The sequence below is a fragment of the Prevotella sp. P5-108 genome (assembly GCF_002251385.1).
Taxonomy (GTDB): Bacteria; Bacteroidota; Bacteroidia; order Bacteroidales; family Bacteroidaceae; genus Prevotella.
Window position 1 is genome coordinate 58,193 of record NZ_NPJJ01000057.1, and the last position, 13,955, is coordinate 72,147.

Consider the following 13,955-nt stretch of genomic DNA (forward strand, 5'->3'; position numbering starts at 1 on the left):
GCGAAAACTTAACCTGTATCATCATGCAGAAATATGCCGATTACATCAAGGAGATAGAGATAGAGTCGCTGTGGAGCGGGCAGCGTCATGTCGTGTGGCAACTGGACCGCCGCGTCAATGTGCTGAGCGGCGTCAACGGCGTGGGCAAGAGCACCATCCTCAACAAGGTGGTCAAGGGCCTCGCCGCCGGCGGCGAGTTTCCCAGCCACATGCTCAAGGGCGTCCACCTCACTGTGAGCCCAGCCGACGCCAAATGGATACGCTACGATATCATACGCTCGTTCGACAGGCCGTTGCTCAACGCCGACATGCTCACCAAGGTCGACATCTCTCTGGTCACCGAGCTCGACTGGCAACTCTTCCAACTGCAGCGCCGCTACCTCGATTACCAGGTCAACATTGGCAACCGCATCATCAGCGTGCTCCAACAGGGCGGCTGCGACGGTGCCGCCGAAGCCCAGCGTATCAGTGAGCCCAAGAAGAAGTTCCAGGACATGATAGACAGACTCTTCGCAGACACGGGCAAGAAGATTGTGCGCACAGAGAACGAGATTCGGTTCACGCAGATCGGCGAGACGCTACTGCCCTATCAGCTGTCCAGCGGCGAGAAGCAGATACTCGCCATCCTGCTCACCGTGCTGGTCGAGGACAACAAGCCCTACGTGCTGTTCATGGACGAGCCCGAGGTGAGCCTGCACGTAGACTGGCAGCAGCAGCTCATAGACCTCATCCTCGAGCTCAACCCCAACGTACAGATTATCCTCACCACCCACAGTCCGGCTGTCATCATGAACGGATGGATGGACCGTGTGACCGAGGTATCCGATATTATTGTCAACAATGGGTAGACGACTCAAAGACAGCATCACCTCCGACTACCTGTCGGCTGCCAACAGGCTCAACTCCAGGCAGGCGCGTCACCGCATCGTGGCCTATGTCGAAAGCTACGACGACGTGTTCTTCTGGCGCACTGTCCTCTCGAGCTTCGAGACCGACAGCTACTACTTCCAGGTGATGCTCCCCTCGCGCTCCCGCCAGCTCAACCGTGGCAAGAAGGCGGCGCTCATGCGGCTCATGACCGACCGCGTGGGCAGTGATATGATTGCCTGCGTCGATGCCGACTACGACTATCTTATCCAGAAGGCCACGCCCACCTCGCAGCAGATTATCGACAGCCCATACGTCTTCCACACCTACGCCTATGCCATCGAGAACCTGCAGTGCTACGCCCCGTCGCTCCACGATGTCTGCGTGGCTATCACCCTCAACGACCACCACATTTTCGACTTCAACGGCTATCTGCGCAGTTTCTCCGAGATTATCTATCCGCTCTTCGTGTGGAACGTATGGTTCTATCGCACGCCCCATTACGGCGAGTTCACGATGAGCGACTTCCTCTCGGTCATCGAGATGGGCAACTTCTCCGCCGTCCATGCCCAGGACATGCTCGCCCGCCTGTCTCACAAGGTGGTCAGACGGCTCGACGCCCTGCGCCGCAACTACCCCGAGGGCGTCAAGGCTTACCCCAAGGTCGAGGCGAGTCTGCGCTCGTTGGGCGTGACGCCACAGACCACCTATTTATATATACAGGGGCATCATCTCTTCGACCGCGTGGTGAGCCCAGCCATGACGCGCATCTGCGCCCAGCTCATCCGCGAGCGCGAGAACGAAATCTCGCGCGACAGCATGCACTCCACCCAGCGCCGCAATGAGCTGAGCTGCTACTCGCACAGTGTGGAAGATGTCGAGGCGATGCTCAAGAAGAACATGGGGTATGTGCTCTCCGATGTCTTTGCTCACATCCGTGCCGATGTGCAGCACTTCCTCGACACCTATCATGCCCCTGCGCCAGCCGAGACTGTTGGGGCTACCGCCGGGCCCACCGCCCTTGCGGCCGACCCTACCCCGCCAGCCACCGCAGCCGGAGAGTAGCCCACAGCCTCCGTCACCGTCATCCCCGTCCATACAAGAAGCGGGAGGAAACACCGTATCTGCTGATACCGTGCTTCCTCTCGCTTTCTGTTATTGCCTTGCGGCGGGGAGTACATGCCCTATCGGCCATGCGATGAGGGTTTATACGTAAGTCTCGAGCATCTTGATAGTGCCCTCGACCTTGAGCGTGTCAGTGGTGGCAGGCACGAGGATAGACTCGCCGGCGCTGATGGTCACTGTGTTGCCCTCGTTGTCGGTGATGGTGCCTTCGCCCTTCAGACCGATGAGGATTACAAAGCTGTCGAGCTCGCTGTAGTCGAGCGTCATGGGCTCGTCGAGGTCATAGACGGCTGTGGTGAAGTAAGGACATTCCACCAGGGTCACGCCCTCGTTCTTCTTGTGCTCATAGTGGGTGCGGTAGTCGTCCTCCACGGTGTAGTTGATGCACTCGGCAGCCTCCTTGGTGTGGAGCTGGCGGTAGTTGCCGTCCTTGTCCTTGCGCTTGAAGTCGTAGATGCGATAGGTGACATCGCTGGTCTGCTGGATTTCGGCGAGGAAGCAGCCTGTGCCGATGGCGTGGATGCGGCCTGCGGGTAGGAAGAAGCAGTCGTCTTCCTTGACCTCATACTGGGCGAGGGCGTCGGTGATGGTGTCGTCCTCGACCATAGCCTTGTACTGCTCGGGGGTAATCTGCATCTTCAGACCGCTGTAGAGCTTGGCGTCCTTGTCAGAGTCCATGATGTACCACATCTCGGTCTTGCCGCGCTCCTTGCCCTGACGCTTGGCTATCTCGTCGGTGGGATGCACCTGGATAGAGAGGTCCTGACGGGCATCGATAAACTTGATGAGCAGGGGGAACTCGTCGCCGAAGCGCTCATAGTTGGCCTTGCCCACGAGCTTGTCCTTCTGCTCGATTACCAGTTCGTTGAGCTTCTTGCCGGCATACTCACCGTCGGCTACCACTGTCTCGTTGCCGGGCACTCCAGAGATTTCCCAGCTTTCGCCTACGTTCTCGAGATGGTCATCGAGATGCTTGAAGGGGATGATTTTGTCGCCACCCCAGATGGTCTGCTTCAACAGAGCCTTAAACTTTAATGGTTTCATACGCTTTATTGTTTGTTGTTTTATACTGTTTGTCGTTTTCTAATTGTCTTTCCAGAATGTGGGGGTGAAGATGACCAGCACGGTGAATATCTCCAGACGCCCTACGAGCATCATGAACGAGCAGGTCCATTTGGCAAGGTCGGGCAGCTGGCTCCACGACATCGTGGGACCTATCTCCAGACCCAGCGAGGGACCCACGTTGCCCAGACTGCTCAGACAGATGGTGATGGCATTGGTGTGGTCTATGCCGCAGGCTATCATGATAAACGCCACCACCAGCAGCATGATGACATAGGTGGCGAGGAATGCCAGCAGCGTCACCCTCTTCTGGATGGGCACATTGACGCCGTCGACCCTCAGCGGCAGCACGGCATTGGGGTGGAGTATCTGCCGCAACTCGTTGCGTATCACCTTGAGCACCATCATACTGCGTATGCTCTTGAAGGCACCGCTGGTAGAGCCCGAGCAGGCTCCCACAAACATACATACCGCCAGCACCACCCAGGTGACATGGGGCCACAGCGCGGCGTTGTCGTTGAACAGGCCCGTGGTGGTCAGGAAGTTGACTACCTGGAAGGCGCCGCAACGGAAGGCGTGCTCGGCGTCATAGCCGCGGTACGCCATGAGCTGGAACATGACGAATGCCGTACAGGCTGCCGTCATGAAGAGATAGAACTTGAACTCGTCGCTCTTGAAGAGCATCCCTATGCGGCGGCGTGCCACGGTGAAGTAAAGCAGGGTGAAGTTGATGCCCGCGAGGAAGCAGAATGTGGTGCAGGTATATTCCAGTGCGGGCGAGTGGAAGTTCTCCATGCTGTCGTTGTATATGGAGAAACCGCCGGTGGCTGTCGAGGTCATGGCATAGTTGATGCTCTCCCACGGCGACATGCCGAATATCCAGTAGCAGCCTGCACAGGCTGCCGTCAGGCATACATATACCATCCATATATACTTGGCTCCCATCGACAGACGGGGATGCAGCTTGGTCTGGATGGGGCCCGTAATCTCGGCAGAGAACACCTTGACATAGCCGCCGTCGAGCGAGGGCAGCAGGGCGACCGTGAAGAAGACGATACCCAGACCTCCTATCCACTGGGTGAACGAGCGCCAGAAGAGGAGACCATGGGGCAGCGCCTCGACATCGTCTATCACGGTGGCGCCGGTAGTGGTAAATCCCGACATGTTCTCAAAGAACGCGTCGGTGAAGTTGTTGACATATCCGCTCAGCATGAACGGCAGCGAGCCAAAGAGGCTGAAGACCACCCACGACAGCGTGACGACCATGTAGGCATCCTTGCGCGAGAGGCGGTTGCCCGCCTTGAGTCCGAAATACCTGAAGACGATGGCGGCAAGGAGTATCAGCCCCACCGAGGTGACAAACGCCGGCGTGTCGCCCTCGCCGCTATAGACAGAGATGCCCAGGCTCAGCGACATGAGGGCTGCCTCGAAGAAGAGGAGCGCTCCCATAATCTTGCTTATCATGTTCCAGTTGATCATAACGGCTGCACTCTATCAGATGAAGAACTTCTCTATCTTTTTCATATTGATATTGTGGCAGAACACCATCACCGTGTCGCCCGCCATAATCTGGGTGTTACCCGACACCAGCATACCTACGCCGTTTCTTACCAGTCCGCCGATGGTCATGCCCTGTGGCAGTCCCAGTTCGTATACGGGTTTCTGGGTAATCTTGGAGTCCTCCTTGGGGATAAACTCGGCGATATCGGCATTGGCCGACATGAGGAAGGTGACATTGAGCACATCGGCATCGAGCAGCATCTGGTAGATGCGGCTGGCGGCGATAGCCTTCTTGTTGATGATGGTACCTATATCCAGGCTCTCTGCCATGCTTACATAGTCGAGGTTCTCGACCATGGCCACGGTCTTTCTCACGCCCATTCGCTTGGCGGTGAGGCAGGCCAGGATGTTGGTCTCTGTGTTGCCCGTGAGCGCCACAAAGGCTTGGGTATTGTTGATGCTCTCTTCGGTGAGCAGCGACAGGTCACGGCCGTCGCCGTTGATGACGAGCGCCTTATGGCTGTCGAGCATGTCGTTGAGCTGTTCGCAGCGCTCCAGACTGCTCTCGATGATTTTGACATCCATGTATTCGGGCATGCCCTTGACGGCGTTGACGGCTGTATTGCCACCGCCCATAATCATCACGTTCTTGACATCGGCATACTGCTCCTTGCCCACAATCTTGCGGATGTAGGGGATAAACTGGCGCGTGGTCATGAAGTAGGCCAGGTCGTAGAGCTGCAGCACGTCGTTACCGCCAGGGATGATGGTATCGAGGCCACGCTTCACCGCCACCACGTGGTAAGGGTCCTGCGCACCGCAGAGCTCGCGGAGCGGACGGTTGAGTATCTCGCATCCCTCGCGCAGCTTGATGCCCAGCAGGATGAGGGCTCCGTTGTGCACATCCCAACGCTGGCGCACCCACGACATCTTGAGACCGTTGTTGATGTCACGGGCAGCGAGCACCTCGGGGTAGATGAGTTCGTCGACGCCCAGTCTGACGAAGAGTTCGCGCTTGTCGTCTTCGATATATTCGGCGCGGTCTATGCGCGCCACGGTCTTGTGGGCACCGAGTGCCTTGGCCAGGATACAGCAGTTGAGGTTGAGACTCTGGTCAGGGGTTACGGCGATGAAGAGGTCGGTGTGGCCCACGCCGGCATCGGTGAGGGCCTGTATGCTGTCGGGGTCGGCCACCATCGTCAGCAGGTCGTAGTCGCTGCCGATACGTGCCAACCGGTCGGGGTCGGGGTCTATGAGCGTGATGTCCTCGTGGTTGCGCGAGAGCAGTCGTGCCAGATGGGTACCTATGGCGTAGGCACCGGTAATAATGATTTTCATCCTTTAATATGTTGAATAATCGTTGCCTTGTCTATACCCGCGATGCGGCGCAGTTCGCTTACGGTGCCGTGCTCGACAAACTCGTCGGGCAGGCCCAGCCTTACAATCTCGGGCGTATAGTGATGGTCGGCCATCCATTCGGTGACAGCCGTTCCCAGACCACCGCATCTCACACCGTCTTCCACGGTGATGACGCGGCTGAACCTCTGGCCCACCTCGTCGAGTATGCCGCCGTCGATGGGTTTGAGATAGCGCATATCGTAATGGGCCACAGTGAGCTGGCCCTCAGCCTCAACTTCAGCCACTGCCTCGGCAGCCACATTGCCTATAGGGCCGATGGTGAGCACTGCCACATCGTGACCCTCGTGCATGCGTCGGCCGGTGCCCACCTCGATGGCTTCGAGCTTGCAGCGCCAGTCGTTGTGCTCGGCAGCGCCTCGGGGATAGCGTATCACCACCGTACCCATGTCGGGGAGCTGTGCGGTGTACATCATCCGGCGCAGTTCGTGCTCGTCCATGGGCGAGCAAATCGTGAGATGGGGGATGGGGCGCAGCGCCGCCATATCGAAGGCGCCATGGTGGGTGGGGCCGTCCTCGCCCACCAGTCCGCCGCGGTCCAGACAGAGCACCACGGGCAGCGAGAGCAGAGCGAGGTCGTGAATGATATTGTCGTAAGCGCGCTGGGCAAACGAGCTGTAGATATTGCAGAAGGGTTGGAGACCGTCTTTGGCCATACCTCCCGAGAAGGTCACGGCGTGGCCCTCGGCTATGCCCACATCGAAGGCGCGGTCGGGCATGGCATTCATCAGTATGTTCATCGAGCAGCCGGTGGGCATGGCGGGTGTCACGCCCACAATGCGGTCGTTCATCTGTGCCAGTTCGAGCAGGGTCTCACCAAACACATCCTGGTACTTGGGAGGCTTGTTGGACGAGTCGCTCACGATGCGCTCGCCAGTCTCGGCATCAAATCGGCCCGGAGCGTGCCAGATGGTGGCTTCGTCTTCGGCGGGCTTGTAGCCTTTGCCCTTGGTGGTATGCAGGTGCAGCAGCTTGGGGCCCTTCATGTCTTTGAGCTGACGCAGCAGGCGCACCACCTCCTTGACGTCGTGACCGTCGAAGGGGCCGAAGTAGCGTATGTTCATGCCCTCAAAGATATTCTGCTGATGGCTCAGCACCGACTTGATGGCGTTGTTGAGTCGTATGATGCCCTTGCGGCGGCGGTCGCTCAGATGGCCATTGTCCTCGAGCCATCGGGCCACCTTGAACCTTATCTTGTTATAGGTGGCATTGGTGTCGAGATTGAGCAGATACTTCTCCATACCACCCACAGCGCGGTCTATGCTCATGTCGTTGTCGTTGAGGATGATGAGCAGGTCGTTGGGGGTCGACGAGACATTGTTGAGACCCTCAAAGGCCAGACCGCCGCTCATGGCACCATCGCCGATGACGGCCACCACATGACGGTCGTCGTGCCCGGTCTTGCGGGCAGCCACCGCCATACCGAGGGCGGCAGAGATGGAGTTGGAGGCATGACCGCAGGCGAAAGTGTCGTACTCGCTCTCCAATGGGGAGGGAAACGGGCGGACGCCGTGCAGATGACGGTTGGTGCAGAACGTGTCGCGACGTCCTGTAAGTATCTTGTGACCATAAGCCTGATGACCCACATCCCACACTATGCGGTCGTCGGGGGTATTGAAGACATAGTGCAGGGCAACGGTAATCTCAACGACGCCCAGACTCGAGGCAAAGTGACCGGGATTGACCGACACCTCGTCGATAATGTCTTGGCGCAGCTCGCTGCAAACCTCTGCCAACTGGTCTATATCCAACTTGCGCAGGTCAGAAGGGTATTTTATTTGGCTTAGTAGTCCGAATTTATTCTTGTCCACAACTATAACATGTTATATTCATGCAAAAGTATTAATTTTTTTTGATATTACCCTATTTATTCATAAAAAAATGGCGCCCGCCATTACAGTCGCGCGCATTATAATATAATAAGGTGTAAAGGGAGTAAAGCACAGCCCCACGGTTGGCGCCAGCAGGGGCAGCGGAGTCCACCCTGTCCAGGTATTGACAAGAGGTGTGCGCAAGCAGCAGTTAAGTGGGGATGATACAAATAAGGAGCCCACAAGCAGCAGCAATGTGGGGAATGATACAAACGAGGAACCCACAAGCAGCAGCAACGTGGGGAATGATACAAACGAGGAACCCACAAGCAGCAGCTACGTGGGGAATGATACAAATAGAGAGCCCACAAGCAGCAGCAACTCTGTAGGAGTTGCGATTCCCCAGCCCAGGGTTGCGGGCGAAGACCGCTACCCTGGGTAGCTGCACTACTAACCTGGCAACTCTGTAGGAGTTGCGATTAGCCGTAGGCGTTACCCGCAGCAGGACAAAGGGCTGAAATGTGTAGGGAAATACCATCAAACTGATAATAACGCCTTCGGCTAAACGCAACTCCTACAGAGTTGCTATCCCTTTGTGTATCAGCACCCAGGGTAGAGGCGCTTCGCACCTCAACCCTGGGCTATGAAATCGCAACTCCTACAGAGTTGCCAGGGGTGCGTACCATCCACAATGGGCTACTTGTATCGCTGCCGATGGACATAGGCGCTGCACGTATCAACCCTGGGCTATGAAATCGCAACTCCTACAGAGTTGCCAGGGGTGCGCACCATCCACAATGGGCTACTTGTATCGCTGCCGATGGAACTGCGCCATCGGCGAATTGTGTTCCGCCATGTCCTAATCGTCCTTGGCGGCTCGTGACGGTTGTCACGGGCTCACGTGCCGCTTGTTACGTAAGCCCGTATCATAAGGCACGTGACCACGTATCATCCGTCACGAACCACCGATGTGACCGTCTGCGACGGCGGGCGTTATGGCGGCGGGCGCGGCGTGGCTATCAATGGTGATGGAGGGCGCATATAAGCTGGAGGCGGAGCATGAAATAGAGAAATCGGGACTTGCAATGATTACGGCAAGCCCCGAAATAGTGGTATCAAACCACGAAATGATAAATAAAGACATCGCCAGACAGTTGGCTGCTATGGGCGGCAGATATACTTAGACCGACGCCAATGCGGGAGCAGAGGACGCCAATGCGGGAGCAGAGGACGCCAATGCGGGAGCAGAGGACGCCAATGCGGGAGCAGAGGACGCCAATGCGGGAGCAGAGGACGCCAACGCGGGAGCAGAGGACGCCAACGCGGCGACGGAGGAAATAGAAAAATCCCGGACAACTGCCTGTTGCCCGGGACTGATGCTTGTAACCGTTATGGCGCGGAGAGACGCCTACTTTTTCTCTACCATCTTCCACTCGATGACGAAGGCGATGAGCAAGCCTACGCCGCCGCCTATGGCTGCCGTAAGCCAGAGGGTGAGTATGGTGAAGTCAGCCACACGGGCCAGCACGGCTGCGATGCCTGTAAAGAACAGCAGCAGACCCAGGCGCAGGGTGGCGAACGAGAGAGAGTGACGGCGCCCGGTCTCCTCGAGCAGTAAGCGTGCCGTGTCGCAGTCCACACCGCCGCTGATGATTTCGCTACGCAGTCTGAAAGCGTTGCGTTTCATGTCTACAAGGTAGTAGACCAGACCGATAATCAACGAGAGGGGGACGGAGAACACCATAATGATGCCGACGACTTGTTTTAAATCCATAATGCAATCCATAATGCTTAATGTGTTAATGTTGTTAATACTGTTGTTGTCATTGCTTTACCTAAAGACCGGCATGCAGACAAATTATTACACTCTGGTGACAGAAAAATCGCAGATGACGCGGACGACAGCCACGAGGGTAGTCACTGCCGCCACTGCCATAGACACGGCTACGACGGGAGTGGACGCCGAAGCCACGCTGTCTGACAAGACGCCGACGACAAAGACCAGCAGCGGCATGCCAAAGGCAAAAGCCACCACGCGCGCCCAACGGCGCAGCAGGGTGCGGCGTGCCGAGCGTCTTACCTCGGTCATCACCCTGGTGTTGATATCCGAGAGCAGCATCTGGCGCTCTACCGCCTCGCTGATGAGGCGGTCAAACTCTTGTTCATTCATCTTCTCCATGTTCCAGTTGTTTCTTTAATCGTTGACGTATACGGTTGAGCCGCACCAGCACATTGGCCTGGGTGAGACTGAGCCTGGCGGCTATCTCGGCGGTAGTCTGGTGGCGGTAGTAATGCAGCTGCACGATGCTCCTGTCGGGCTCGCCCAACTGCGAGACAGCCTGCTCCATGCGCTGCAGGCGGCGTTCGTGCTCGGGGGAATAGTCATCGTAGGGCACATCGTGGTCCAATTGACCGGCACGACGGCGGCGGGCGGTGTCGAGATGGGTCAGCGACAGGCGCACGGCAATCATGGCGAGCCACGGCGCGATGGAGTCGTCGCCATGCCAGTCGGCAAGCCGGGTATAGGCGCGCACAAAGGTCTGCTGGGCTATCTCGGCAGCCAGGTCACGACATCGCACCACGCCCATGGCCTTGGCAAAGACCAGGGCCGAATGTCGGCTCACGATATCGCTGTAAGCCTGGGTCTTGCCGCCCAGCACGAGCGTCACCAGTTGTCTGTCGGTCATCTCTGTTTTCATTGTCATTTTATCATAAGACGACGGCGGGGCGCTATTATTACACCCCATGCCCATATTTTTTCTCTGACGGGGCGCTGCCCTAACCTCCCCCCGTGGCTGAGGCAAAGAAAAAGCCACCGCCTGCCCTACTGCTCTCTACAGGATGGCTGGCGGTGGCCCGATGGTATATCAGCGTGGGGCTTTACTTCACATTGCCCACCTTGACGAGATACTCGGCTATCTGCACGGCATTGAGCGCGGCGCCCTTGCGTATCTGGTCGCCGGTAAGCCAGAGGGTGATGCCATGGTCGTCGGCCAGGTCGCGGCGCACGCGGCCTACGAAGACATCGTCCTTGCCCGCACTCTCAAGCGGCATGGGATAAACATAGTGCTGGGGGTCGTCCTCGAGGGTGCAACCGGGAGCTGCTGCGATGGCAGAGCGCACCTCGTCGACGGTGAGCGGACGCTCGGTCTCTATCCACACAGACTCGGAGTGGGAGCGGAGCGAAGAGACGCGCACACAGGTGGCGCTGGTGCGCACGTCGCTGTGCATAATCTTGCGGGTCTCATGATACATCTTCATCTCCTCCTTGGTATAGTCGTTGTCGGTCATCACGTCAATCTGTGGAATGACGTTGTAGGCCAGCTGATGGGGAAACTTGTTGATGGTCTTTACCTTGCCCTCGGTGAGAACCTCACGGTACTGCTGCTCGAGTTCGGCCATGGCTGCGGCACCTGCACCGCTGGCGCTCTGATAAGAAGAGACATGGACACGGCGGATGTGGCTGAGCTTCTCGATGGGCTGCAGCACTACGACCATCATGATGGTGGTACAGTTGGGGTTGGCGATGATGCCACGGGGGCGGTTGAGGGCGTCCTCGGGATTGACCTCGGGCACTACCAGTGGCACGTCCTCGTCCATGCGGAAGGCGCTGGAATTGTCAATCATCACCGCGCCGTGCTTGGTGATGGTCTCGGCAAACTCCTTGGAAGTGCCGCCACCGGCAGAAACGAAGGCTATATCTATATCGCGGAAGTCGTCGTTGTGCTGGAGCAGCTGGACTTCGTACTCTTTACCTTTGAAAGCGTATTTGGTACCTGCGCTGCGCTTGGAGCCAAACAGTACCAGCTCATCGATGGGAAACTCTCTCTCAGCGAGAATACGAAGAAACTCTTGTCCAACGGCGCCACTCGCGCCCACAATTGCTACTTTCATTTTGTTTATTTCTTATTGATTATCTGTTATCGTGTGCAAAATTACAACATTTGGGGCACTTATCAGTTAATTTTTAGGGATTTTATCATCAAATGTGACATTTTTTTCGGACCTTTGCAGTAGATTTATACGTCACAGAGAGCTATGCCCGATTTATCCCAATATTTCCCCATAACCGACCCGACAATCATATTCTTTGTCGTGCTGCTCATCATCCTCTTTGCGCCAATCATCATGGGCAAGTTGCGTATTCCCCACATCATCGGCATGGTGCTGGCGGGTATGGCGATAGGCAGCTACGGTCTGAATATACTCTCGCGCGACGCCTCTTTCGAGCTCTTCGGCAAGGTGGGCATGTACTACATCATGTTCCTCGCCGCCCTGGAGATGGATATGGAGGGCGTGAAGCGTACGAAGGGTCAGATGGGTATCTACGGCATACTCACCTTTATCCTGCCGGCACTGCTCACGGGTGGCGCTGCGCGCTGGATACTGGGTTATCCGGTGCAGACCTGTCTACTGCTGGGCTGTCTGATGGCTTCAAACACGCTGGTGGCATACCCCATCGTGGGACGTTATGGTCTGCAGCGCAAACCGAGTGTGGCGCTGAGCGTGGGGTCGTCGATGCTGTCGCTCTTCATGGCGCTCATGGCGCTGGCAGCCATCGTGGGCATACACCAGGGCGACAGCGGCATAGGGTTCTGGGCTCTGTTTGCCGCCAAGACCGTGGCGCTCTGCCTGTTTATGAGCATGGTGATACCGAGGCTGACGCGCTGCTTTCTGCGCCGATACAGCGACTCGGTGATGCAGTTTATCTTTGTGCTCGCCATACTCTTCATGAGTGCCGTGCTGTCGGGGTTGGCTGGGCTTGAAGGCATCCTCGGCGCATTCCTTGCCGGACTGATACTCAACAGATACATACCCCGCCTGTCGCCGCTGATGAACCGCATCGAGTTTATCGGCAACGCCCTGTTTATCCCCTACTTCCTGATAGGTGTGGGCATGCTCATCAACGTGAGGCTGCTCTTCACCGGAGGGCAAATCATCTGGGTGGCAGCAGTGATTACCATCTTCGGCACGCTGGGCAAGGCGCTGGCAGCCTACATCTCATCGGTGGCACTGCGGCTACCGTGGACATCGGGCAACATGATGTTTGGTCTCACCTCGGCACATGCCGCCGGAGCCATAGCCATACTGATGACGGGCATGAAGCTGACCTCGCCCGGAGGCGTATCGATGATAGACGACACGCTGCTCAACGGCGTGGTACTGATGATACTCTTCACCTGCGTCATCTCGACCATCGTCACCGACAGGGCGGCGCAGCAGATAGTGTTCCGCGACAAGGAGTATGCACCCAAGAACCCCAGCAAGGACAACGAGAAGATACTGGTGCCGGTGAAATATCCCGAGTATGCCGACCAGCTGATGTCAATGGCCTTCATGATGCGCAACCCCAAGCTGAAGACGCCCATCGTGGGCCTCAACGTGGTCTACGACGACGCCGACCTGATGCAGAACCAGGAAGAGGGGCAGAAGCTGCTGGAACATCTGGTGCGCCATGCCGCATCGGCAGACGTGCAGATGGAGACTCAGGTGCGCATAGCCGCCAACATAGCCAACGGCATCAAGCATGCCTTCAAGGAGTTTCAGGCTTCGGAGATACTCATAGGCATGCACATGCACGCCGACAAGTCCAACAAGTTCTGGGGAAACTTCCACCAGAGTCTCTTCAACGGACTCAACTGCCAGATTATCATGGCGCGCCTCAACCAGCCGCTCTCCACGCTGCGCCGCATACAGGTGGCTGTGCCGTCGAGGGCCCAGTATGAGCCTGGATTCTATCGATGGATGGAACGACTGGCCCGTATGGCAGAGAACCTGGAATGTCGCATCACCTACCACGCCCGCGAAGACACCATGGCACTGATTACCGAATGGGTGCGCAACCAGCACCCCGCGCTCAGGGCCGAATACATAAGCATGAACCACTGGAACCAGTTGCCGCATCTGGCTACGACGATTGCCGACGACCACCTGTTTGTGGTGGTGACAGCCCGCAAGGGCACGGTGTCGTACAAGTCGGCGCAGGAGAAGCTGCCCTACGAGATAGAGCACTACTTCAACGGCACCAACCTGATGATAATCTTCCCCGACCAGTATGGAGGCACCATGGACGAGATGACCTTCGCCCAGCCACAGCACACGGAGGAAGACAGCGCTTATGACATGATACACAACTGGATAGCCAAGCACTGGCGTCACAAGAACTAAGACAGA

The 13,955-nt window shown here is 57.2% G+C and carries 11 protein-coding genes; 3 read left to right on the forward strand and 8 right to left on the reverse strand.

The window, feature by feature from the left end; translation table 11 throughout:
* Positions 1–23: 23 nt before the first annotated feature.
* Both CIK95_RS10885 and CIK95_RS10890 read left to right on the forward strand, forming a co-directional pair.
* Positions 24–848 (forward strand): AAA family ATPase, encoded by an 825-nt coding sequence (locus tag CIK95_RS10885; RefSeq protein ID WP_022311201.1) that lies wholly within the window; start codon positions 24–26, stop codon positions 846–848.
* Entirely contained in the window at positions 841–1,932 is a 1,092-nt protein-coding gene (locus tag CIK95_RS10890; RefSeq protein WP_022311202.1) for a DUF4435 domain-containing protein, read from the forward strand. The genes CIK95_RS10885 and CIK95_RS10890 overlap by 8 nt, the downstream gene beginning before the upstream one ends.
* Positions 1,933–2,073: 141 nt before the next feature.
* Here the strand turns inward: CIK95_RS10890 and CIK95_RS10895 are convergent, their stop codons facing one another.
* The 8 genes from CIK95_RS10895 to CIK95_RS10935 all read right to left on the reverse strand — a co-directional run bounded on the left by CIK95_RS10895 (position 2,074) and on the right by CIK95_RS10935 (position 11,675).
* The gene (locus tag CIK95_RS10895; RefSeq protein WP_094466993.1) at positions 2,074–3,036 is read right to left on the reverse strand and encodes a type I phosphomannose isomerase catalytic subunit; all 963 of its coding nucleotides are present in this window, start codon (positions 3,034–3,036) and stop codon (positions 2,074–2,076) included.
* 39 nt (positions 3,037–3,075) lie between these two features.
* Positions 3,076–4,533, reverse strand: a complete 1,458-nt coding sequence (locus tag CIK95_RS10900; protein ID WP_094384920.1) for a TrkH family potassium uptake protein — start codon at positions 4,531–4,533, stop codon at positions 3,076–3,078.
* Positions 4,534–4,548: 15 nt separating this feature from the next.
* Complete coding sequence (gene trkA, locus CIK95_RS10905; protein ID WP_094466994.1) at positions 4,549–5,892, reverse strand: Trk system potassium transporter TrkA; 1,344 nt, start codon at positions 5,890–5,892, stop codon at positions 4,549–4,551.
* Positions 5,889–7,781 (reverse strand): 1-deoxy-D-xylulose-5-phosphate synthase, encoded by a 1,893-nt coding sequence (gene dxs, locus CIK95_RS10910; protein WP_094422608.1) that lies wholly within the window; start codon positions 7,779–7,781, stop codon positions 5,889–5,891. Before dxs ends, trkA begins: the two co-directional genes overlap by 4 nt.
* Positions 7,782–9,189: 1,408 nt before the next feature.
* Positions 9,190–9,555: a hypothetical protein gene (locus tag CIK95_RS10920; protein WP_144007812.1), complete on the reverse strand. Its 366-nt coding sequence runs from the start codon at positions 9,553–9,555 to the stop codon at positions 9,190–9,192.
* Between the two features lie 87 nt (positions 9,556–9,642).
* Positions 9,643–9,960 carry a hypothetical protein gene (locus CIK95_RS10925; protein WP_022311661.1) on the reverse strand — a complete coding sequence of 106 codons (318 nt, stop codon included), beginning with the start codon at positions 9,958–9,960 and terminating at the stop codon, positions 9,643–9,645.
* Complete coding sequence (locus tag CIK95_RS10930) at positions 9,944–10,480, reverse strand: RNA polymerase sigma factor (protein WP_158215132.1); 537 nt, start codon at positions 10,478–10,480, stop codon at positions 9,944–9,946. The genes CIK95_RS10925 and CIK95_RS10930 overlap by 17 nt, the downstream gene beginning before the upstream one ends.
* Before the next feature lie 181 nt (positions 10,481–10,661).
* Entirely contained in the window at positions 10,662–11,675 is a 1,014-nt protein-coding gene (locus CIK95_RS10935) for an aspartate-semialdehyde dehydrogenase (protein WP_022311663.1), read from the reverse strand.
* A 144-nt stretch (positions 11,676–11,819) separates the two neighbouring features.
* Between CIK95_RS10935 and CIK95_RS10940 the strand changes: the two genes are divergently transcribed.
* The gene (locus tag CIK95_RS10940; protein ID WP_094384911.1) at positions 11,820–13,949 is read left to right on the forward strand and encodes a cation:proton antiporter; all 2,130 of its coding nucleotides are present in this window, start codon (positions 11,820–11,822) and stop codon (positions 13,947–13,949) included.
* Positions 13,950–13,955: the final 6 nt, after the last annotated feature.

Bases quoted from the DNA above. Each gene is read 5' to 3' on its own strand.
- CIK95_RS10885 (WP_022311201.1), top strand. From the start codon at position 24: ATGCAGAAATATGCCGATTACATCAAGGAGATAGAGATAGAGTCGCTG.
- CIK95_RS10890 (WP_022311202.1), top strand. From the start codon at position 841: ATGGGTAGACGACTCAAAGACAGCATCACCTCCGACTACCTGTCGGCT.
- CIK95_RS10895 (WP_094466993.1), bottom strand. From the start codon at position 3,036: ATGAAACCATTAAAGTTTAAGGCTCTGTTGAAGCAGACCATCTGGGGT.
- CIK95_RS10900 (WP_094384920.1), bottom strand. From the start codon at position 4,533: ATGATCAACTGGAACATGATAAGCAAGATTATGGGAGCGCTCCTCTTC.
- trkA (WP_094466994.1), bottom strand. From the start codon at position 5,892: ATGAAAATCATTATTACCGGTGCCTACGCCATAGGTACCCATCTGGCA.
- CIK95_RS10920 (WP_144007812.1), bottom strand. From the start codon at position 9,555: ATGGATTTAAAACAAGTCGTCGGCATCATTATGGTGTTCTCCGTCCCC.
- CIK95_RS10925 (WP_022311661.1), bottom strand. From the start codon at position 9,960: ATGGAGAAGATGAATGAACAAGAGTTTGACCGCCTCATCAGCGAGGCG.
- CIK95_RS10930 (WP_158215132.1), bottom strand. From the start codon at position 10,480: ATGAAAACAGAGATGACCGACAGACAACTGGTGACGCTCGTGCTGGGC.
- CIK95_RS10935 (WP_022311663.1), bottom strand. From the start codon at position 11,675: ATGAAAGTAGCAATTGTGGGCGCGAGTGGCGCCGTTGGACAAGAGTTT.
- CIK95_RS10940 (WP_094384911.1), top strand. From the start codon at position 11,820: ATGCCCGATTTATCCCAATATTTCCCCATAACCGACCCGACAATCATA.